Annotated in this window: 18 protein-coding genes; 13 read left to right on the top strand and 5 right to left on the bottom strand. The window is 32.9% G+C overall.

The features are described from left to right. Positions 1–290: 290 nt before the first annotated feature. Together pyrF and AC0J6S_RS00235 are read left to right on the top strand one after the other, a co-directional pair. The gene (gene pyrF, locus AC0J6S_RS00240) at positions 291–1,130 is read left to right on the top strand and encodes an orotidine-5'-phosphate decarboxylase (RefSeq protein WP_474954902.1); all 840 of its coding nucleotides are present in this window, start codon (positions 291–293) and stop codon (positions 1,128–1,130) included. A gap of 1,637 nt (positions 1,131–2,767) precedes the next feature. After that, complete coding sequence (locus AC0J6S_RS00235) at positions 2,768–3,568, top strand: ABC transporter substrate-binding protein (RefSeq protein WP_474954901.1); 801 nt, start codon at positions 2,768–2,770, stop codon at positions 3,566–3,568. On the opposite strand, the gene AC0J6S_RS00230 is transcribed toward AC0J6S_RS00235, so the two are convergent. Beyond that, on the bottom strand, positions 3,563–3,712 hold the full coding sequence (locus AC0J6S_RS00230; protein WP_474954900.1) for a hypothetical protein: 150 nt from the start codon (positions 3,710–3,712) through the stop codon (positions 3,563–3,565). The genes AC0J6S_RS00235 and AC0J6S_RS00230 overlap by 6 nt on opposite strands. A gap of 107 nt (positions 3,713–3,819) precedes the next feature. Here AC0J6S_RS00230 and AC0J6S_RS00225 point away from each other — a divergent pair, with 107 nt between their 5' ends. Next, a complete protein-coding gene (locus AC0J6S_RS00225) occupies positions 3,820–4,605 on the top strand; it encodes an alpha/beta fold hydrolase (RefSeq protein WP_474954899.1) in 786 nt (261 codons plus the stop codon). Between the two features lie 252 nt (positions 4,606–4,857). Here AC0J6S_RS00225 and purU read toward each other — a convergent pair whose 3' ends face one another. Both purU and AC0J6S_RS00215 read right to left on the bottom strand, forming a co-directional pair. Further along, entirely contained in the window at positions 4,858–5,712 is an 855-nt protein-coding gene (purU, locus tag AC0J6S_RS00220) for a formyltetrahydrofolate deformylase (RefSeq protein WP_474954898.1), read from the bottom strand. 124 nt (positions 5,713–5,836) lie between these two features. Then, on the bottom strand, positions 5,837–6,544 hold the full coding sequence (locus AC0J6S_RS00215) for a DUF4197 domain-containing protein (RefSeq protein ID WP_474954897.1): 708 nt from the start codon (positions 6,542–6,544) through the stop codon (positions 5,837–5,839). A gap of 311 nt (positions 6,545–6,855) precedes the next feature. Between AC0J6S_RS00215 and AC0J6S_RS00210 the strand changes: the two genes are divergently transcribed. Both AC0J6S_RS00210 and AC0J6S_RS00205 read left to right on the top strand, forming a co-directional pair. Further along, positions 6,856–10,308, top strand: coding sequence for a methylmalonyl-CoA mutase family protein (locus AC0J6S_RS00210; RefSeq protein WP_474954896.1), 3,453 nt, complete (start codon positions 6,856–6,858; stop codon positions 10,306–10,308). 264 nt (positions 10,309–10,572) lie between these two features. After that, on the top strand, positions 10,573–11,427 hold the full coding sequence (locus AC0J6S_RS00205; protein WP_474954895.1) for an alpha/beta hydrolase: 855 nt from the start codon (positions 10,573–10,575) through the stop codon (positions 11,425–11,427). A 77-nt stretch (positions 11,428–11,504) separates the two neighbouring features. Here the strand turns inward: AC0J6S_RS00205 and AC0J6S_RS00200 are convergent, their stop codons facing one another. Continuing rightward, on the bottom strand, positions 11,505–12,077 hold the full coding sequence (locus tag AC0J6S_RS00200; RefSeq protein ID WP_474954894.1) for a DUF1543 domain-containing protein: 573 nt from the start codon (positions 12,075–12,077) through the stop codon (positions 11,505–11,507). An 86-nt stretch (positions 12,078–12,163) separates the two neighbouring features. Here AC0J6S_RS00200 and AC0J6S_RS00195 point away from each other — a divergent pair, with 86 nt between their 5' ends. Continuing rightward, entirely contained in the window at positions 12,164–12,655 is a 492-nt protein-coding gene (locus tag AC0J6S_RS00195) for a hypothetical protein (RefSeq protein ID WP_474954893.1), read from the top strand. 68 nt (positions 12,656–12,723) lie between these two features. On the opposite strand, the gene AC0J6S_RS00190 is transcribed toward AC0J6S_RS00195, so the two are convergent. Continuing rightward, positions 12,724–13,671 (bottom strand): TerC family protein, encoded by a 948-nt coding sequence (locus AC0J6S_RS00190; RefSeq protein ID WP_474954892.1) that lies wholly within the window; start codon positions 13,669–13,671, stop codon positions 12,724–12,726. A 292-nt stretch (positions 13,672–13,963) separates the two neighbouring features. Between AC0J6S_RS00190 and AC0J6S_RS00185 the strand changes: the two genes are divergently transcribed. The 7 genes from AC0J6S_RS00185 to AC0J6S_RS00155 all read left to right on the top strand — a co-directional run bounded on the left by AC0J6S_RS00185 (position 13,964) and on the right by AC0J6S_RS00155 (position 22,480). Then, a complete protein-coding gene (locus tag AC0J6S_RS00185; protein ID WP_474954891.1) occupies positions 13,964–16,153 on the top strand; it encodes a glutamine synthetase III family protein in 2,190 nt (729 codons plus the stop codon). A gap of 648 nt (positions 16,154–16,801) precedes the next feature. Beyond that, positions 16,802–17,458, top strand: a complete 657-nt coding sequence (locus AC0J6S_RS00180) for a hypothetical protein (protein ID WP_474954890.1) — start codon at positions 16,802–16,804, stop codon at positions 17,456–17,458. A gap of 201 nt (positions 17,459–17,659) precedes the next feature. Further along, positions 17,660–18,178, top strand: a complete 519-nt coding sequence (locus AC0J6S_RS00175; protein WP_474954889.1) for a hypothetical protein — start codon at positions 17,660–17,662, stop codon at positions 18,176–18,178. Between the two features lie 3 nt (positions 18,179–18,181). Beyond that, positions 18,182–18,913 carry a CsgE family curli-type amyloid fiber assembly protein gene (locus AC0J6S_RS00170; protein WP_474954888.1) on the top strand — a complete coding sequence of 244 codons (732 nt, stop codon included), beginning with the start codon at positions 18,182–18,184 and terminating at the stop codon, positions 18,911–18,913. Positions 18,914–19,019: 106 nt separating this feature from the next. Beyond that, on the top strand, positions 19,020–19,430 hold the full coding sequence (locus tag AC0J6S_RS00165; RefSeq protein WP_474954887.1) for a curli production assembly/transport component CsgF: 411 nt from the start codon (positions 19,020–19,022) through the stop codon (positions 19,428–19,430). A gap of 125 nt (positions 19,431–19,555) precedes the next feature. Next, positions 19,556–20,935, top strand: coding sequence for a CsgG/HfaB family protein (locus AC0J6S_RS00160; protein WP_474954886.1), 1,380 nt, complete (start codon positions 19,556–19,558; stop codon positions 20,933–20,935). A gap of 63 nt (positions 20,936–20,998) precedes the next feature. After that, positions 20,999–22,480: a carboxypeptidase regulatory-like domain-containing protein gene (locus AC0J6S_RS00155; RefSeq protein ID WP_474954885.1), complete on the top strand. Its 1,482-nt coding sequence runs from the start codon at positions 20,999–21,001 to the stop codon at positions 22,478–22,480. Positions 22,481–22,610 lie beyond the last annotated feature (130 nt).

Genomic DNA, 22,610 nt, shown 5'->3' with positions numbered 1-22,610 from the left:
GTCATAATAATAAAATTTAAAAACATTCAACAATAGTTAATTTTGTGTTTTTTTTAACAGCAGTGAAATTTAAAAGCAATCAATTGATACTGATTTTTGCCTGTAAAAATTCTCTGGAGTATATGCGTTTTGTATTTAATAACTGGGTTTTAAATATTTTTTATTTCCTCTTCATAAATTCCATTGTAACGGATTATGCCTGCAATGTTCTAAAGAATTCAAATATTGTTTTAGGATTATAAGTGATATTGATTCTATGTTCGTAATTTTGCGCCACAACTACAGATAAAATGACAACACAAAAATTAATTCAACAAATTCAACAAAAAAAATCATTCCTATGCGTCGGTTTAGATGTTGATTTGAACAAAATTCCAAAGCATTTATTAGAATTAGAAGATCCTATTTTCGAATTTAATAAGGCAATTATTGATGCCACACATGACCTGACGGTATCCTACAAACCCAATACCGCTTTCTATGAAGCTTATGGAATAAAAGGATGGATGTCACTTCAAAAAACTATTAATTACATCAACGAAAAATATCCTGACATCTTCACTATCGCTGATGCAAAACGTGGTGATATCGGGAATACGTCATCAATGTATGCGAAAGCTTTCTTTGAAGATTTGAACTTTGACAGCGTTACCGTTGCGCCTTACATGGGTAAAGATTCGGTAGAGCCTTTTCTGGCTTTCGAAAATAAACATACGATTATGTTGGCTTTGACTTCCAATGAAGGTGCTTTTGATTTTCAGACTTTGAATGTTTCCGACGCTTCGGGAGGAAAAGAATTGTACAAACAGGTGTTAGAAACGTCTAAAACATGGAAAAACAGTGAAAACCTGATGTATGTTGTAGGCGCTACCAAAGCGGAATACTTTACTGAAATCCGTAAAATTGTTCCAGATAGTTTCTTACTTGTTCCCGGAGTTGGTGCGCAAGGCGGAAGTCTTGCTGAAGTTTGTAAATACGGAATGAACTCCAATGTTGGGTTACTGATTAATTCTTCCAGAGGAATTATTTACGCCTCAGATGAAACCGATTTTGCCGAAAAAGCTAGAGCAGAAGCGTTGAAAATGCAACAGGAAATGGAAGAGATAATGAGTTTAAAGTTTAAAGTTTAAAGTTTCAGGTCGCCCAACTTTGAACATTAAACCTTTAAGTTTTTGTCAGCACGAAATGTTATTGCTATTCCATAATTCTCAGAACCATTAAGACATTAAGTTTCATTAAGAAATACTTTAAAGCTTAATTTCTTAATGGAAAAAAGCATAATATAGTAGTTAACCATGCAAGGAATATTAGGACATATAAGATAACCCATTTGAAGATTTCGCAACTTAAATAAACTTACATGGCTAATATGGTTTAAATTTTATTTTGGAGCTGGCTTTTAATTACAAATACTATTTAAAGCTTAATTTTCTTAATTTCTTAATGGAAAAAAGCATAATATAGTAGTTAACCATGTGAGGAATAGTAGGACATACAAGATACCCGATTTGAAGATTTCGCAACTTAAATGAACTTACATGACTTATATGGTTTAAATTTTATTTTGGAGCTGGCTTTTAATTATAAATACTATTTAAAGCTTAAATTTCTTAATTTCTTAATGGAAAAAAGCATAATATAGTAGTTAACCATGTGAGGAATAGTAGGACATACAAGATAACCCATTTGAAGATTTCGCAACTTAAATGAACTTACATGGCTAATATGGTTTAAATTTTATTTTGGAGCTGGCTTTTAATTACAAATACTATTTAAAGCTTAATTTTCTTAATTTCTTAATGGCAAAAAAGCATAATATAGTAGTTAACCATGCAAGGAATATTAGGACATATAAGATACCCGATTTGAAGATTTCGCAACTTAAATGAACTTACATGGCTTATATTTTTTAAATTTTATTTTGGAGCTGGCTTTTAATTATAAATACTATTTAAAGCTTAAATTTCTTAATTTCTTAATGGAAAAAAGCATAATATAGTAGTTAACCATTTAAGGAATATTAGGACATATAAGATAACCGATTTGAATATTTCGCAACTTAAATGAACTTAAATGAACTTACATAGCTTATATGTTTTAAATTTTATTTTGGAGCTGGCTTTTAATTATAAATACTATTTAAAGCTTAAATTTCTTAATTTCTTAATGGAAAAAAGCATAATATAGTAGTTAACCATTTAAGGAATATTAGGACATATAAGATAACCGATTTGAATATTTCGCAACTTAAATGAACTTACATGGCTTATATGTTTTAAATTTTATTTTGGAGCTGGCTTTTAATTATAAATACTATTTAAAGCTTAAATTTCTTAATTTCTTAATGGAAAAAAGCATAATATAGTAGTTAACCATTTAAGGAATATTAGGACATATAAGATACCCGATTTGAAGATTTCGCAACTTAAATGAACTTAAATGAACTTACATGGCTTATATGTTTTAAATTTTATTTTGGAGCTGGCTTTTAATTATAAATACTATTTAAAGCTTAAAGTTCTTAATTCCTTAATGGCAAAAAAGCATAATATAGTAGTTAACCATGCAAGGAATATTAGGAAATATAAGATACCCGATTTGAAGATTTCGCAACTTAAATGAACTTACATGACTTATATGGTTTAAATTTTATTTTGGAGCTGGCTTTTAATCATAAATACTATTTAAAACTTAATTTTTCTTAATTTCTTAATGGTTATAAAGCTGCTAATTTATGTTTTAATAATATGAACTTTAAACTATAAAATTGAAACAAAAAATTCTAATCGATCAAATAGGAACATCTCATTCATTTGAAACGTCTCCAAAACGTATTATTTCATTGGTTCCGTCTCAAACAGAATTACTTTATGATTTGGGTTTGGAAGACCGAATAATAGGAATTACCAAATTCTGTGTGCATCCGTATCATTTTAAGTCAACGAAGAAAATCGTTGGCGGAACCAAGAAAGTGCATTATGAGAAAATCAGATTGTTGCAACCGGATATTATCATTTGTAATAAAGAGGAAAACACACAAGAAATAGTAGCAGAATTGCGTAAAATTTGTCCGGTTTGGGTGACGAACATCATCACGATTGAAGATAATTTCCAAATGATAACCGACTTTGGTCAGCTTTTTAATTGCAGAACCGAATCCCAGAAATGGAACGACAAATTGGCTTTTGCCTTGAGCGATTTTAAAAACTTTATCAAGGATAAACCGGAGCAAAAAGTGGCCTATTTTATTTGGAAAAACCCTTTTATGGTCGCGGGTTCTGATAATTTCATTAATGAATTACTGAAACTAAACCATTTTAAGAATATTTACCAAACTTCGGGGCGTTATCCTGAAATCGAGCTCAAAAAAATTCGTCTGGATGGTGATCCTGATGTGGTCTTCCTGTCATCAGAACCCTATCCTTTCAAGGAAGAAGATGCTTTTGAAATAGGTCGTTTTACGCACCACGCAAAAACGGTGTTTGTCGATGGTGAAATGTTTTCTTGGTATGGAAGCCGTTTACTAAAAGCGTTTGATTATTTTAAAAAGTTGCACCAAAAATTATAAATCGCATTCCTCTAAAATCAATTCTTCCGGAGTTTCGGTGGGATTTATAGAGTTTTTTTCGAGGTCGAAATTAAATTTCGCAAGTATTTGGTATTCTTTTTTAAGCTTTTCTATTTCACTTTTCTCTATCAATAATCCTTTCATGGGTGTAATTTTTTTGCAAAATTACGGTATACAATTATAAAACAAGCATTATTTTTTGTTAAGATTGGGATTTAAAATTAAAGTCCTATTTTTACAAAAAAAAATACGTGATCAATTATACCATATACGAAAATAAAAACACCGATCATTGGGTAACTTTTGTGCATGGTGCCGGCGGGAGCTCTTCTATCTGGTTCAAGCAAATTCGCGATTTCAAAAAACAATATAATGTGTTGTTATTGGATTTGCGTGGTCACGGAGAATCAAAACCTACTTTAAAAACGGCTTTCAAACAGAAATATACTTTTTCGGCTTTGGCCAATGATATTCTGGAGGTTTTAGATTTTTTAAAAATAAAAAAATCACATTTTGTAGGTATTTCATTGGGAACAATCCTCATTAGACAATTGGCTGAAATGTATCCGGAACGCGTGCAAAGCATGATTCTGGGCGGAGCAATCCTGAAGATGAATTTCCGTTCTCAAGTATTGATGCGATTGGGAAATATGTTTAAATATGTTTTACCGTATCTTGTTTTATATAAGTTTTTTGCCTTTGTGATAATGCCTAAAAAAAGTCACAAACAATCCCGTATCCTTTTTATCAATGAGGCCAAGAAATTATACCAAAAAGAATTTATAAAATGGTTTAAACTCACAGCTGAAATAAATCCCGTGCTTAAATGGTTCCGTCAAGTCGAATTGAATATTCCTACGCTTTATGTAATGGGCGAGGAGGATTATATGTTTTTGCCATCGGTTCGTAAAGTAGTGGAAAATCATTATAAATCGTCGAAACTATTTGTAATTGAAAAATGTGGACACGTAGTCAATGTGGAGCAACCTAATGCTTTTAACGATGCTGTCCTTTCGTTCATAAACACAGCTAAATAAAAAAAGCCTGCACTATGAATGCAGGCAATTCTTTAACTAACCAAAACCAAAATAATAAATAACCAGTTTATTACTCTGCAAAGATCACACTTTAACAGTTGTTTTGCTGTTAAGATTTTGTTATTACTTTGTTGTACATAAGTTAAGATTTTTTACACTTTTTATTCTTTACAATTAATTAGTTTCGGAAGATTTTATTGGTGCATGGTTGACAATATACAGTGCAGAAACTAGTTCGAAAAAAGATTTTTTTTATAAAAATACCACCGTTTTATTGTCATAAACCATTGTTTTTCTCTCGGCATGCAGTTTTATGGCTCTAGCCAAAACCATACGTTCCAGATCGCGCCCTTTCATAATAAAATCTTCTATCGAATGACTATGCGAAACTCGGGCAATATCCTGCTCGATAATCGGACCTTCATCCAATGCTTCGGTTACATAATGACTGGTGGCACCAATGATTTTCACACCGCGTTTAAAAGCGGAATGATAGGGTTTTGCCCCAGGAAACGCCGGAAGAAAAGAGTGATGAATATTGATAATTTGATTCTTGTATTCTGCAATCAAATTTGGAGTGATGATTTGCATGTAGCGTGCCAATACTATAAAGTCAATATTGTATTGCTTCAATAAATCCAATTGCTTTTGCTCGCCTTCGGTTTTAATGTCTTTAGTAAACGGAACATAATGAAACGGAATAGAAAAACGTTCCGCCACTGCTTTCAAATCTTCATGGTTGCTGATGATTAAAGGAATTTCGAGAGGCAATTCGCTGGCGCTGTAACGTCCTAAAATATCATACAAGCAATGGTCGTATTTAGAAACAAACAAAGCCATTCTTGGTTTTTCGTCTTGAGTATACATTTCCCATGACATATTGAATGGAGAAGCCAACTTGGCTTGGAAATCAGTTTTAATAGCTTCAATATTCCAATTTTTGGCACTGAATTCACATTCTAAACGCATGAAAAAGACATTTTCATCGGCATCAACATGTTGATCTAAATAAATAATATTGCCATCAATGGACGAAATATAATTCGTAACGGATGCTATAATTGCTTTTTGATCTTCGCAATGGATTAGGATTGTAATTTTTTGCATTAGCGTTCTGTTTTCAGCTTTATTCTTAGTAATGAATAGTATTTTTCAAAACTAAATGTATTTGTGCTTATAAAAAAGTTGGATTAGGCTGTTTTATGTTTGAAAAAAACAGCCCAATTTCAATCTATTTGTTATCCTGCATTGCAAAAACTTTCTGCAACAAAACAGAAGTTCTGGCACTTAGGTTCGTTCTGATGTTTTTCTCTTCAACGGCAACCATTTTGAAAACGCCATTCAACGCTTGATTCGTAACATAATCGGTCAAATCAGGATTTACTTTGTTAACTAAAGGAATGCTGTTGTATTTTGTAATAATGTTAGTCCAAACTTTATCGGCACCTACTTTAGTAAACGAATTTTTAATCACCGGATTAAATTTTCCGTACAAAGCCATAGAAGTGCTGTTTTGTAAATAATTCGTCGCCGAACTTTCATTTCCCATCAAAATCGTTTTGGCATCCATAAATGTCATGTTTCTTACGGCATCAACAAATATTGGCGTCGCTTCCTTTACGGCGTCTTCAGCAGCACGATTCAATACTTTCAAACCTTCGTCAGCCAAAGAACTCAATCCAATTCTTCTCAAACCGGCGTCTACTTTTCTCAATTCTTCCGGCAATAAAATTTTCACGGCTTCATTTCTGTAAAACCCATCGGTTGTTGTCAATTTGGTCACCTGTTTTGAAATCCCATTATTCAGTGCTTCCCTCAATCCACCGGAAATATCAATACCGCCAATTCCTTGCGTCTGTGGAAATTGATTCATAACTTGTTGCATTTCGGCACAACTGGAAAGCGAAATTGCTACTGCTAAAATTAAAATTTTCTTCATCGTAAATTATTTTATAATTAATTCGCCTTCCGGCATTTGTAAAAATACTGTTTATTCAAAAACAAAGCCAACTATTCTTTTGGAGCACAAAGTTTAGTAGTATTAATGACGATTTGTCCCGCTTTCCGCTGTATTCCCGATAAATAAAAACTACGGCTAAAAAAAAGCCTTCGTTTTCTAAATCGGGAGATGCCGCTGCAATCGGGGCTAAATAACAAAATTCTTCCTTATTTATTAACAACGAGCAGCAACATCAAATAATTTTTAAAATAAAATTGTAAATTGCAGGCTTAAATTATCATATTCATAAAATGGAACAACAAAAACCATATATCCCTAACAATAAAGTAAGAATTGTAACCGCAGCAGCCCTTTTTGACGGTCACGATGCCGCAATCAACATCATGCGTAGAATTATTCAGTCTACAGGCGTTGAGGTAATTCATTTAGGTCATGATCGTAGCGTGGAAGAAGTAGTCAATACAGCGATTCAAGAAGATGCAAATGCAATTGCGATAACTTCCTATCAAGGAGGACACAACGAATATTTCAAATACATGTACGACTTGCTTCAGGAAAAAGGAGCAGGGCAAATCAAGATTTTTGGCGGCGGCGGCGGTGTAATTCTGCCTTCAGAAATTGCCGAATTACAAGCGTACGGAATCACCAGAATTTACGCTCCAGATGACGGACGTGCGATGGGATTGCAAGGAATGATAAACGATTTGGTACAAAAATCGGATTATCCGGTTGGCGATAAACTGACGGATGAAATCAATCATTTGGAAGAAAAAAATCCAAAAGCAATTGCCAGAATTATTTCATCAGCAGAAAATTTTCCGGATGTTGCTGCAAAAACTTTGGAAACCGTCCAAAAAAAGAATAAGGGTTGTAAAACTCCAGTTCTTGGAATAACAGGAACCGGTGGGTCTGGAAAATCATCTTTGGTAGATGAATTAGTGCGTCGTTTCCTTATCGACTTTCCTGAAAAAACAATCGGATTAATATCTGTTGATCCATCCAAACGTAAAACAGGTGGAGCACTTTTAGGAGATAGAATCCGAATGAATGCTATTAATAATCCTCGTGTTTACATGCGTTCTTTAGCTACACGTCAATCCAATTTGGCATTATCTAAATATGTTGCTGATGCAATCCAAGTGATTAAAGCGGCAAATTATGATATCATCATCTTGGAGACTTCTGGAATCGGGCAATCTGATACAGAGATTATGGATCACTCTGATGTTTCTTTATATGTAATGACACCAGAATTTGGTGCTGCAACCCAATTGGAAAAAATCGACATGCTTGATTTTGCTGACTTGGTAGCGATAAACAAATTCGACAAACGCGGTTCTCTTGATGCGTTAAGAGACGTGAAAAAACAATACCAACGCAACCACAATCTGTGGGATGTGAATTTAGATACACTTCCGGTTTTCGGGACAATTGCTTCGCAGTTTAACGATCCGGGAATGAATACGCTGTACAAAGCGATTATGGATAAAGTCCATGAAAAAACGAATTCTGATTTGAAATCTACGTTCCAAATCACGCGTGAAATGAGCGAGAAAATTTTCGTTATTCCACCACACAGAACGCGTTATTTATCTGAAATTGCCGAAAGTAACCGTAAATATGATGTTACTGCCGTAAGCCAAGAACAAGTTGCACAGAAATTATACGGGATTTTCAAAACGATTGAAACAGTAGCCCAAAAAACTCCTGAAATAAACAAAGCAGGAATTAATGACGATTCAGTTTTGCCAACAGCTATAGAATTGGAGAAATCTGGTGCTGCTGAGGACAAAATCTTTTTGAATCTTTTACTGAATCAATTTGTCAAAGTAAAAATGGATTTGGATCCGTACAATTGGGAAATCATTTTGACTTGGGATGAAAAAGTAAACAAGTACAAAAATCCAGTTTATACGTTTAAAGTTCGTGACAGAGAAATCAAAATGGCTACGCATACAGAGTCGCTTTCACATTCTCAAATTCCGAAAATAGCATTGCCAAAGTACAAAGCTTGGGGTGATATTTTACGTTGGTGTTTGCAGGAAAATGTCCCTGGAGAATTTCCTTTTACGGCAGGATTATATCCTTTCAAACGCGAAGGAGAAGATCCTTCTCGAATGTTTGCCGGAGAAGGTGGGCCAGAAAGAACCAACAAACGTTTTCATTATGTAAGTGCAGGATTACCGGCAAAACGATTGTCAACTGCTTTTGACAGTGTAACTTTATACGGAAACGATCCGCATGTACGTCCTGATATTTATGGGAAAATAGGTAATGCCGGAGTTTCTATTTGTTGTTTAGATGATGCTAAAAAGCTATATTCTGGTTTTGATTTGGTTCATTCGATGACTTCGGTGAGTATGACGATTAATGGACCGGCACCTATGTTATTAGGCTTTTTCATGAATGCGGCGATTGACCAACAATGTGAGTTTTACATTAAAGAAAATGGTCTTGAAAAAGAAGTAGAAGCAAAAATTAATAAAATATACGCAGCTAAAGGAGTAGAAAGACCACATTATCAAGGGGATTTACCGGAAGGAAATAACGGATTAGGGTTGATGCTTTTGGGAGTAACCGGAGATCAGGTTTTGCCTTTAGAAGTGTATGACGAAATCAAAGCAAGAACGTTGTCTCAAGTTCGTGGAACGGTTCAGGCTGATATTTTGAAAGAAGATCAGGCACAAAACACTTGTATTTTCTCTACTGAATTTGCGTTGCGATTGATGGGTGACGTGCAGGAATATTTCATTACTAAGAATGTTAGAAATTTTTATTCGGTTTCTATCTCAGGATATCACATAGCCGAAGCAGGAGCGAATCCAATCACACAATTAGCTTTCACACTTTCTAATGGTTTCACGTATGTGGAATATTATTTGAGTCGAGGCATGAATATCAATGATTTTGGACCCAATTTATCGTTCTTTTTCTCAAATGGAGTAGATCCTGAATATGCAGTTATTGGTCGTGTAGCGCGAAAAATTTGGGCGAAAGCCATGAAAAACAAATATGGAGCCAACGAACGTGCACAAATGTTGAAATACCATATTCAAACATCGGGACGTTCTTTGCACGCACAAGAAATTGATTTCAATGATATTCGTACGACTTTGCAAGCTTTGTATGCGATTTATGACAACTGTAATTCGTTGCATACGAATGCTTATGACGAAGCAATTACCACACCTACGGAAGAATCAGTGCGTCGTGCGATGGCTATACAGTTGATTATCAATAAAGAATTAGGTTTGGCTAAAAATGAAAACCCAATTCAAGGTGCTTTCATTATCGAAGAATTGACAGATTTAGTGGAAGCTGCAGTTTTACTGGAATTCGACAGAATTACCGAACGTGGCGGAGTGCTTGGTGCTATGGAAACGATGTACCAACGCTCTAAAATTCAAGAAGAAAGTCTGTATTATGAGACTTTGAAACATACGGGTGAATTCCCGATTATTGGAGTGAATACGTTCTTGAGTTCTAAAGGTTCTCCAACAGTAATTCCAGCCGAAGTTATTCGTGCTACCGAAGAAGAAAAACAATACCAAATTGATATGTTGAATCATTTGCATCAATCAAATCAGGATTTGGTAAATGAGCATTTAAATACGCTTCAGGAAGCTGCTATCAAAAACGAAAATTTATTTGAACATTTGATGGAAGCGACGAAGGTTTGTTCGTTAGGGCAAATCACATCTGCTTTATTTGAAGTAGGCGGTCAGTATAGAAGAAATATGTAAGCAGAGAACCACTTTTTGCATCGCAAAAAGTGTGTGAATCGCTTATCCCGCTTTCGGGCGGGATCTCAGGAATCACTATTTCGTTGCATCGCAAAAAGTGTATAAATCGCTTATCCCGCTTTCGGGCAATAGAGATTTGCATTAAATATTTTTAAAAGGCCTTTCAGCGATGAGAGGTCTTTTTTTGTTTAGTAATTATTGCGACTTCATTTTATTTATTCTAAAGTATTATATTTACTTTTCAATCATCTAAAAAACGTTCCAATGAAAAAATTTCAAATTGTATTATTATTTTTCCTTTTTGGGCATGTTGCCGATTCTTATGCTGCAAAAGCTGATACGTTGCAAATTCCTAGTATGGCAATGAATAAAACATATAAAGCTGCGGTAGTTTTACCAAGTTCTTATGCTAAAAGCAAAATTAATTATCCAGTGCTTTATCTGTTGCATGGCGCTTATGGCCATTTTAATGATTGGTTATCTAAAACTCCGGATAAGAATTTATTGCACAATTTAGCCGACCAATATAATATCATAATTGTAATGCCGGAGGGAGAAACATTCAGTTTTTATCTGGATAGTCCAGTGAATAAGGGAAGCCAGTTTGAAACTTACATCACGAAAGAAGTAATTGAAAAAGTAGATAATACCTATCGAACCATAAATGACAGAAAAGGGCGTGTAATTACGGGGCTTTCCATGGGAGGCCACGGAGCTTTGTATCTTTCGACAAGACATCCGGAACTTTTTTGCGCCGCTGGAAGTATGAGTGGAGCTGTAGATATGGGAAGTATAATTAATCCGGAATCTAAGGAACGAGTTACTAAATTGATGGAGCCTGTTTTTGGTATTGAAGGAGCGCCTCAGGAAGTATATGCAGCTAATGCGGTTTTGAATATGGTGGATAAAATAAAAAGTAACAAATTGGAATTGATTATAGATTGCGGAGTAGATGATTTTTTGATTGAATCCAATCGAGAGTTACACCGAAGACTCGTTTACAGTAAGGTTTCTCATGATTATACGGAACGTCCAGGAGCCCATACTTGGGAATATTGGGAAAATGCTTTGCCTTCTCATGTATTATTTTTCAGCAAAATCTTAAAAAATAATCTCTAATGGTGAAATAGATTCTATAGTATTTAAAAATTTTAAAAGGCCTTTCATAGATAATAATGAAAGGCCTTTTTATTGGTTTACTCTTTGATTTTTTTCAATTTCAAATAGCCAATATGCAGTGGATTTTGATCTAATTGTGTTTCTGACTTCATGATTTTTAACGAATATAAAGCTTTGAAATATGCTGGCAGCATATCTGCAACATTGTAAATATCATCTATATCAATTCCGTATTGATCATCAATATGCGAAGGTGCTTGTTTGAAACCACAATGTTTGTAAAATGCAGTTTTTTTTGATTTTTTAGATGCCAATGCTAAACTAGTAGCAACTGTAATCATTTTATAATGGTATTCTTCAAATTCATTTTCTTTATACCCACCTAAATTGATGAAAAATAATTGTTCAGGGGTAACTTGTGCTTCAGTATTTTTTGGAACAATCTCAATAGTGAAATCATCAACTACAGAAACTTCTCGCCAAGCATCAATATGAATTTTACCTTTAGCTTCTGGCCAAAAACTATTGATATGAGGAATCAATTCTTTCAAGGAATTACCAATTCCAAAAAAAATATCATGCTGTTCTGTAAACCGTCCTTCTGGAACACAACCTAGCATTATCATGTATAATTTAAGTTCTTTTTCCATTATTCAAAAGTACATTATTTTTTAAAATAAAGTTTGGCACAATTCATGGATAGAGTCTTTTATATAAATTATAAAAACGAAATCGAATGAAAAAAATTACCTTATTCTTAGTTTTCATCGGGATGATGGCACTACAAAGTTGTGAAGTAACAGAAGTATATGATGATGCCCCAAGAAATGAAGTGTTTGAAGTTACGACTTCATTCAATTCCAATAACAATTATAGCAGATTGGTAGCATTTAATCCGCCAATTTATTCCTCGGATTCCGTCTTAGTTTATCATTTATACGATACTGTAAATGGTCAGGATGTTTGGAAGTTAATGCCTCAAACCTATTATTTTAATGACGGAGGAGCATTAGATTTTAATTATGATTTTTCTAGGTTTAATGTAAATATCTATCTTTCGGCAAATTTTAATCTTAACACATTGCCTGCAAGTTGGACTCAAAACCAAACCTTTAGAATTGTTGTAATACCAGATGGTTTTGCTAAAACAATTAATAAAAATAATATTGACTCTGTAATGTCTGCATTGAAAGTTGACGGGAGTGGCGTCAAGAAAATCAATTTGTAAAGAGAAATTTTAATAATAAAAAAAGGAAATCGTGAGATTTCCTTTTTTTATTGCTTTTACTTTTAGTTTTAAACCATTTCTTTACTACTCTTTCTAAGCGATGCAACAATTCCCGCGATAAGGGAAAGGGCTATAAAAGCCAATGAAACCCATTCAGGCAATTTAAGATAATCATGGAGCAGCATTTTAACACCTACGAAAGTCAAGATTGCAATAAGGCTGTACTCCAAATGTGCAAATTTGTCTAGCATGTGAGCCAAAAAGAAATACATAGAACGCAAACCTAAAATAGCAAAAATATTAGAACTAAATACTAAAAATGGATCGCTGGTAATGGCTAAAATTGCAGGAACACTGTCTATAGCAAATACTACATCCATAACTTCAATCACAATTAGTGCTACAAATAGAGGAGTAGCAGCTGTAATATGTCTTCTTTTTACAAAAAAATGCTCACCATCAATGTGATTTGAAATTGGCATCACTTTTTTCAAAGCCTTATAGATGAATGATTTTTTTGGTTCAAATTTTTCATCCTTTCCACTGAATAGCATTTTCATGGCGGTGTATATTAGAAAACCTCCAAAAATGTAAGTCATCCATGTAAATTTGTTAATAAGCAAAACGCCAAAATAGATCATTAGACCTCTAAAGATAATAGCGCCAAGAATTCCCCAAAACAGCACTCGATGTTGATATTTTTGTGGGATTTTAAAGGCTGAGAAAATAATAGCGATAACAAAAATATTATCAATACTAAGGGATAATTCTATCAAATAGCCCGTGATGAATTTTATTGATGCCGCTGCAGGTTTCAAAGAATCTGGATTAGCAATATAATCCGTAGTGTAAAGCCAATAAATTACTCCTGAAAACATAAATGATAATGTAACCCAAATTGCGGTCCATTTTCCTGCTTCTTTAGAACTTATAATATGTGGTGTTTTATTAAAAACACCTAAATCAAGAGCTAAAAAAATTAAAACAGCGGCTAAGAAAGATATCCAGACAATCATAAATTTAAGGTATTTATATTTTGTGTAAAGATACTTTTTGATTATTAAACTTAACTAGAAATTTTAAGGAAAAGTTTTTACTTTTTACTCTTTGGGATTTTTTATGAATCTGTTACTTTCGAAAATAATGGCCTTAAAATTACTAAGTTGTGATTTTAAGCGTGTATTTTTAATAATATCATAAATTTAGGTATTAAACCCATAAAAATTAGAGGTAAAATTTTATAAAAGTAATAATTAAATTATATTTGCATCAAAATAATAGGGGTCTAATTAATTAAAATCAATTTTTATGTCAACATTACGTTTTCAAGCTTTGAGAGAAGCATCGACGAGAAAGCCAGTTAAATTTGAAGAATCTGATAGGAAATCAACTATTTTTGGTTCAAATGTCTTTAATGATAAAGCAATGAAGCAATATTTAACTTCGGATGCTTTTAAAGGTGTGCGCGATGCAGTACAGCATGGAACTAAAATAGACAGGAAATTAGCGGATTATATTGCCATGGGCATGAAAGAGTGGGCCTTGGCTAAAGGAGTGACTCATTATACACACTGGTTTCAACCACTTACAGGAACAACTGCAGAAAAACATGATGCTTTTTTTGAGACTTCGTATGATGGTAGTGATCCAGTAGAAAAATTTGGTGGTGCTCAATTGGTACAACAAGAACCGGATGCGTCCAGTTTTCCAAATGGTGGAATTAGAAACACATTTGAAGCAAGAGGATATACCGCTTGGGATCCAACATCTCCAGCATTTATTTTTGGAACTACTTTATGTATTCCAACAGTTTTTATTTCATACACTGGAGAAGCTTTAGATTATAAAACACCATTATTGCGTGCTCTTATGGTTATGGATGAAGCAGCTACTGAGGTATGTAAGTATTTTGATAAAAATGTAAAAAAAGTTACCGCCACTTTAGGTTGGGAACAAGAATATTTCTTAGTAGACAGAGCGTTAGCAAACTCTCGTCCTGATCTTATTATGACAGGAAGAACTTTGTTAGGACATACTTCGGCTAAAGGGCAGCAATTAGATGACCATTATTTTGGCTCAATTCCAACACGTGCTTTAACGTACATGAGAGATTTAGAACAAGAATGTATGTTGTTAGGAATTCCAGTAAAAACACGTCATAATGAAGTAGCACCAAATCAATTTGAGTTGGCACCTATTTTTGAAGAGACAAACTTGGCAGTAGATCACAACTGTTTGTTGATGGATGTAATGCAAAAAGTAGCTGAACGTCATGAACTGAAAGTATTGTTCCATGAAAAACCTTTCAAAGGAGTGAATGGTTCAGGTAAACATAACAACTGGTCTTTAGCTACTGATACAGGTGTAAACTTGTTGAGTCCTAGTAAAACGCCAATGAGTAATTTGCAGTTTTTGACTTTCTTCATTAACACAATTAAAGCTGTAAATGATAATGAGTCATTATTAAGAGCAGCTATTGCTTCTGCTAGTAATGACCATAGACTAGGAGCAAACGAAGCGCCACCAGCAATTATTTCAGTGTTCATTGGTGGACAATTGACCAAAGTTTTAGCGGAATTAGAAGGCGTAACTACAGGAAAATTATCTCCTGAAGAAAAAACCGATTTAAAATTAAATGTAGTCGGAAAAATTCCAGATGTTCTTTTAGATAATACGGATAGAAACAGAACTTCCCCATTTGCTTTTACAGGAAACAAATTTGAATTCAGAGCAGTAGGATCGACGGCAAACTGTTCTAATGCAATGACTACTTTGAATGCAATTGTTGCAAAACAATTAAGAGATTTCAAAGTTGAGGTTGATGCATTGATTGATTCAAAAGACATGAAGAAAGATGATGCAATTTTTAATGTTTTAAGAGAATATATCAAACAATCTAAAAAAATCCTTTTTGAAGGAGATGGATATAGCGAAGAATGGGAAGCGGAAGCTGCAAAAAGAGGCTTAAGTAATTTCAAAACTACACCGGAAGCATTAAAAGCCAGGATTTCTAAGCAGTCATTGGATTTGTTTTCGGAATTAAACATTATGAATCACGTTGAAGTTGAAGCGCGATATGAAATTGAATTAGAAGAGTACACTAAGAAAATTCAGATCGAAGGTCGTGTTTTAGGCGATATTTCAAAAAACCACGTTATTCCAACAGCAATTCGTTACCAAAATACTCTGATCGCCAATGTTAAAGGTTTGAAAGATATTTTTGGGGATGATTTTGAAACAATAGCTAAAGAGCAAATTGTTTTAATAAAAGAAATTTCAGGACATATTGAAGGCATTAACTCAAAAGTTGAGGAGATGACAAACGAAAGAAAGATAGCAAATAATTTGACTGATGCGCAAGAAATGGCAGAAGCATATTGTAATAAAGTAAAACCATACTTTGAAATTATAAGAAATCATTGTGATAAATTAGAGTTGTTAGTTGACAACGAGTTGTGGACTTTAACTAAATATAGAGAATTGTTATTTACTAAGTAGTAAGTACAAATTCTAAAATTTTTAAAAGCCTTTCCGTTTTGGAAGGGCTTTTTTTGTCAAAAACTCTTATAGAGGATAATAGGACGATAGGGTTGGTTAATAGATTGTATTCCTGTTTTAGTTTATCTTAGGTAATTTAATAGATGCAGTTAAAATATCCTTGTATTTTTTACTGTGGTTACTAATTTAGTTTTAATTAGCCATATTAAGCGCAGAGTACTACAATATGGATAGTATATGTAAAATTGTATTATTTTCTTTTTTCTTCATGATAATTTGTTGTTTTTGTTGTGAAGTTCTTTTTAATTGTATCGATGAGGTAAGGTATTTTTGCAGATCTAGTTTATGTAGTCTCTTTCTTATTTATGAATTTTATGAAAAACGTAGTTCGTCGATACAGAATTACGTTTCATCGAAAAATATTTTAATTATATGAAAAACAGGTATTTATACGTGTTTTCTTTTAATTATGTTTTTTATCTTTGATATGTAGTAATGAAATAAGCAAATAATTAAAAATGTATTTCTTATTAATTATTACTTAAAAAAGCAGATCCCAAATCACTTTTTTGAACCTATATATTAATTTGTATTAACAACCAATTAAATATATTTATTATGAAAAAAGTAATTTTAAGCATCTCCGCGATGCTTGTGGCCTCAATTAGTTTTGCACAAGGAAATGTTAGTGCAGTAAATCAGTTTGGTATTGCAAATGCTGCTGTTATTACACAGTCTGGTTTAGAAAATGATTCAGATGTTTTGCAATTAGGATTTGCAAACATGTCTGTCGTTGATCAAGACGGTAGACATAATGAAGCTGACATCAACCAAGGAGGAGCTTTGAACTATGCAAATGTTGACCAAAAAGGGCGTCGAAATGATGCTTACATAGGTCAATTAGGAATCGGTAATGCTGCTTACATCACTCAAGATGGTAGAAGAAACGATGCTGTTATAGGACAAGCAGGTTTCCTTAATTATGCTAGAACAACGCAAATAGGTAGAGACAACTCTTCAACTACTTTGCAGTTTGATATAGCGAATTCTTCTAACACCATGCAAGAAGGACATGATAATAACTCTCTTGTGTTTCAAGTTGGTATAGGAAATAGTGCCAATGTTGATCAATATGGAGAATATAACATGGCAGTAACTAATCAATTTGGTACGGATAATACTTCTTACATCAATCAATTTGGGACAGCAAACTATGCTTGGACTATTCAAACTGGGGATAGCCATTTAAGTACAGTAAACCAATGGGGAGCTGGAAATATGAGTTTAGTTATGCAATCTAACTAATTACTTTCTAAAAGGTGGAATTGGATAGCCAATTCCACCTTTTTTATTTTAAAAAAAATTATTATTTAGTTTTCATAAATATTTAAATATTTTTAATGAAAACTAGCATAATAGAATCTTTTGACTGCAGTAGATTATTTTAGGAATAGTTTATAAGTATTCTAAAAAATATTTAGTTTTAATATTCATAATCAATGACTCATGAAACCAAAATTCGATATTTTTTTATTTCTAACCATGTTTTTTGCGATATCCTTTGTAGAAGCACAAGAATTAAATTCTCCTGTAAATTCATTATATCTAGTGAGTAAGGATTTGATATACGCTGGAAATAATGAAATTAGCCAAGTTCAACAGTCATCAAATATTCAGTTTCTTATGAATAATAACTTAATACATATTTCTCAAATAGGTTACAGTAATTATTCAGATATAAGCGTATATAATGAAAATTCTAAGATTTTAATTGGTCAATACGGATCAAATAATTATGTATCGGTTGACAAAAATGCGTATGAATTGACGCAATCAGTCACTCAGAATGGAAATAATAATTATGTGAGTGATTTTTCATTATATACTTCGGGTTCAATCAATATGACGATAAATCAGGAAGGAAATAATTTGACGCTATTTAACAATGGGTCTAATTCAATATCCAAAGATTTGAAAATTACTCAAACAGGAAATTCGGGAGCAATTTATATTTTTAATCATTAAGATATGAAAAGATTTTTAATTAAAATTGTGCTATTGCTGTTCTATTTTAATATTCAACTTTTGACCGCACAGGTTGTTTATAAAGAAGTTAAAGCAAAGATTGATATTGAAGAAATTGAAAATACTTTGTCAGTTGCAGGAACAGTTGAGAATTTAAAGTCAGAGTTTAAAAATATTTCATTTAAGCTTTCTGTTTTTAAAAAAAACAAATCAAATTCCAATAAATCAAACAATGCTCAAGATGGTCGCGTTACGCTTGAGCCGATACAGAAAATCACGCTTTCTAAAACTCAGATTAATAAAAGCGCTGAAGATCAAATTATCATATTGTTGTTGATTTATGATGAAGATAATAAAATAATAGGAAAAGATCGGGTTGTTTTTGGGGATGATGATACAAATTTAGGGATTCTAAAGCCTAAAGATGGATTAGAGATGGTAGGTATTGTATCCAATGACACGAAAACTAAATTAGGAAATGATTTCTATGATCTTTTCTATAATGCGTATTCAAAATTAAAATTGAATTCTAGTAAGATTATCTCCGTTCAAGAAGAATTGACCTTCGGTCGAACCACCAAAATTTCTATAAATGTAGATAGTGAGGTAATTGAAGAATTTATTGCAAAACCTGATGAAGATTTTTTGAAATTTATGGCAGAAACGTCTTCTGCAAAAGTTTTTAAATTTTTCAAGAATATTGAAAAACAAAATAAATATATCACTCAATATTGAATGTTCATTCAGGAGCTTATTAAAAATTTTATAATGACTTACCATCGAACGATATTTGCGTTGCTTTTTGGGTTTCTCGATCATGTTTATATAAATCAATTTCAGTATGAGAACATTATTTTCAATGGCATTAGTTTTAGGAGTTTTTATAAACTCAAATGCACAAGATTTAGTTTATAAACCAAAGAATCCTGCTTTTGGCGGCGATACATTTAATTATCAGTGGCTACTTAGTTCTGCTGAAAGTCAAAATGATTTTAAAGAAGATACCAAAACAGGATTTGAACAGAAATCAGAGTTGGAACGCTTTAAAGAAAATCTCAATAATCAGTTATTAAATAAAATTTCTAACTCATTATTTGAAAACCAGTTTGGTGATAAAGGTATTGCTGAAGGATCCTATGTTTTTGGGAGTTTAGCGGTAGATATCTACCCATCAAACCTCGGTTTAGTTGTTGATATACTTGATACAGACACCGGAGAGCAAACACAGATATTTATTCCTGGCAACAATTGATATTTTTTTGATTGGATTAAACTACTTTTTATAATTAGAGAATTAGCTCCATGCTCTAATCATTCTTCATTAAGAAACTTGTAGAATATTTTTTGTTCCCAAATAAGTTAATATAAGATATAATCATGAATAAAAAACCTACTGTCATTCTTCTGCTTGTATTTTTGTTTTCTGGTTGTGCGGCTTATTTCAATCAACCTGTAGGCGTCGAAAAAGCGATTTATGGCGAGAATACTCCTGCTACTTCTTCATTATTAAAATTGCCTAAGCCAAAAGAGCCTGTTGTTGTTGGCGTTTATAAATTTAAAGATCAAACGGGTCAGTATAAAGCCATAGAGCAAGGGAGTACATTTAGCACAGCAGTTACGCAAGGAGCTACATCAATATTGATTAAGGCTTTGGGGGATTCAAAATGGTTTGTCCCTATTGAAAGAGAAAATCTAGGAAATCTCTTGAATGAACGAAATATAATACGGTCTACAAGGCAAGAATATGCAGCAAGTTCAAATACTAATGAATCGCAATTGACCCCTCTTTTGTTTGCTGGAGTTTTATTGGAAGGAGGTATAATTTCCTATGATTCTAATATAATAACGGGTGGATTTGGCGCCAGATATTTTGGAACAGGAGCCTCAACACGTTACAGACAAGACAGAATTTCAATTTATCTCAGATTAGTATCTACATCAAATGGGAAAATTTTGAATACGGTTTATGTTTCCAAAACAATTTTATCTCAAAGCGTGGATGCTAATTTATTCAAATACGTTAACATAAGAAGGCTTCTTGAAGTAGAAACCGGATTTACCAGAAATGAGCCAATTCAGCTTGCTGTTACTGAAGCAATTGAAAAAGCCGTAGAAGGATTAATTGTTGATGGAATTAAAGATAATCTTTGGGAAGTAGACGCCACAAATATTCAAGTCAAAAACTTTTTAAATTCTTACACCAAAGAAAAAGATGAAGCTGATTTAGCCTTGCTTTACGGTAGAAATCGAAATGAAAAACGTGGTAGATTTGGAGTGGAATTAGTCGGAGGAGCAACCTATATGGCAGGAGATTATCCAGATCCGATAGCCAAACCGATGGTAAGAGGAGCTCTCAAATTTTCTTTGACTCCAAATTTTAATATTAGTGCCTCTACCAATGTATTTTTACTCGGAAATAAAAACAAATTGGATGTAGGGTATGCTTCATTAGATTTAAATTTAGAATATCTAGTACTTCCCTACGATGTATTGACACCATACTTTTTTGTAGGAACAGGGACAAGTTTCAATTCAGATTATAAAAATTTACACACTAAAATTCAGTATGGAGCAGGTTTAGAATATTTAATAACCAATAATTTTGGATTTAAATTATATGGGGAACATAATTTAAATTTTTCTGATAATGTCGACTATGTAATTAGTGGCAAAAGAGATGATTATTATTGGCGTTTTGGAGCTGGAATCACTTATTATTTTCCAAATAAATCAAAAATAAAGACAAAAAAACGTTAGGATTAAAATCAGCATGTTTTACGTTAATGATTGGTTGTCTAATAAAAATAATACAATCTAAAGATGAAAAAAATAGGGATAAAAATAGTTATATGTTTTATTTTCTTGGTTTCTTGCAGTGAAGAACTAATTGATGATAGCGGTATGGGGAAAGTTAAAGGCAGAGTTGTTGATGCAGAAACTTTTGAGCCTTTAGCGAACGCAAGAATTTCTACCAGTCCAACCACCAGCACCTTTTTTACAGACAAAGACGGCTACTTTGAATTTAGTGAAATTCTTGTTGGGAAATATTCTTTTCAGGCACAAAAAGATGGTTACATATCTAAATTTGAACCTGCTACAATCACTAAAAATGTGACCGTACAAATTATTTTTGAACTGGACATATCAACAGTAAATAATAAACCACCAGATATTCCTGTATTAACAGCACCTTTAGATAATGCAAAAAGTCAAAGTTTAAAACTGAATTTAACTTGGACCGCTACTGATAAAGAGTCTGATCCGTTAACGTATACCGTAACACTTAAAAATGGTACTACTGATGTTATAACTACTTATAAAGATATAAAAACTACTACGTTTGAAATATCAGGTTTGAGTTATAGTACAAAGTATTATTGGCAAGTTTCTTCTTCAGATGGTATAAATAGTCCGTCAAATAGTGTAACAAATACCTTTACAACTTTGGCATTTCCAAATCCTAGATTTTTGTACATCAAAAAGGTAAACAGTAATAATGTTATTTTCACTGCTGACGAAGCTGGTAATGAATTACAATTGTCTTCTTCTGAGGTGAATAGTTTTAGACCCAGAAAAAATTTGCAAATAAATAAGATTGCCTATATTAGTTCAGATGGATCTCAAAATCAAATTTACACCATGGATCCTGATGGTTCAAATGTTTTTAAAGTAACGAATTCAATTCCTATTGCAGGATTTAATATGGAACACATTAATTACTGCTGGAGTACTAATGGAAGTCAGTTGATTTATCCGAATTTTGACAAACTTTACCGGATTGATGCAAATGGAGGAGGATTGATAGAATTATTTAAAACACCGAATGGTAAGTTTATATCAGAATGTGACTGGAGTCAAGATGGAAGCCAAATCGTACTCAAAGTAAATGATATTTCAGGTTATAATGTTGAAATTTATGTAATAAATAGCGCTGGAGCTTTTCTTTATGAAGTGCTCTCCGGATTAAATGGAGCGGTAAGTGGATTAAATATTTCTGTGGATAATCAAAAAATTGTTTATACGAGGGACATTTCAGGTTATCAAAGCTCAAATTACAGAAGATTAGATTCTCGAATTTTTATCTACAATCGTATCACTAACACTTCAACCGAATTAGATACTAAGAAGCCAGATGGCTACAATGACTTGGATGTTAAATTTTCTCCTAATGAAGCAGATGTGATTTTTACAAATACGTCTAATGATGGAATTTCCATAAAAAATATTCAAAAAGCCAGTATCAGTGACGTTGATTCCCGTACCACTTTATTTACCGGCGGCTCTATGCCAGAGTGGAAGTAATAATTCATCTTTTTTGTGAAAATGTCTATCTGTTTCGGATAGACATTTTTTTTGACATGCATTTTTAAGATATTCCTCTCTTAGATCCTAAACGTAAGGTGTGCATGAATTTTCTTTGCGGGACAAATTT

This window comes from Flavobacterium sp. TS_SC_5, from assembly GCF_056156265.1.
The sequence above is the reverse complement of the archived record's forward strand: the minus strand, read 5'-3'. Positions and strand labels throughout refer to the sequence as shown.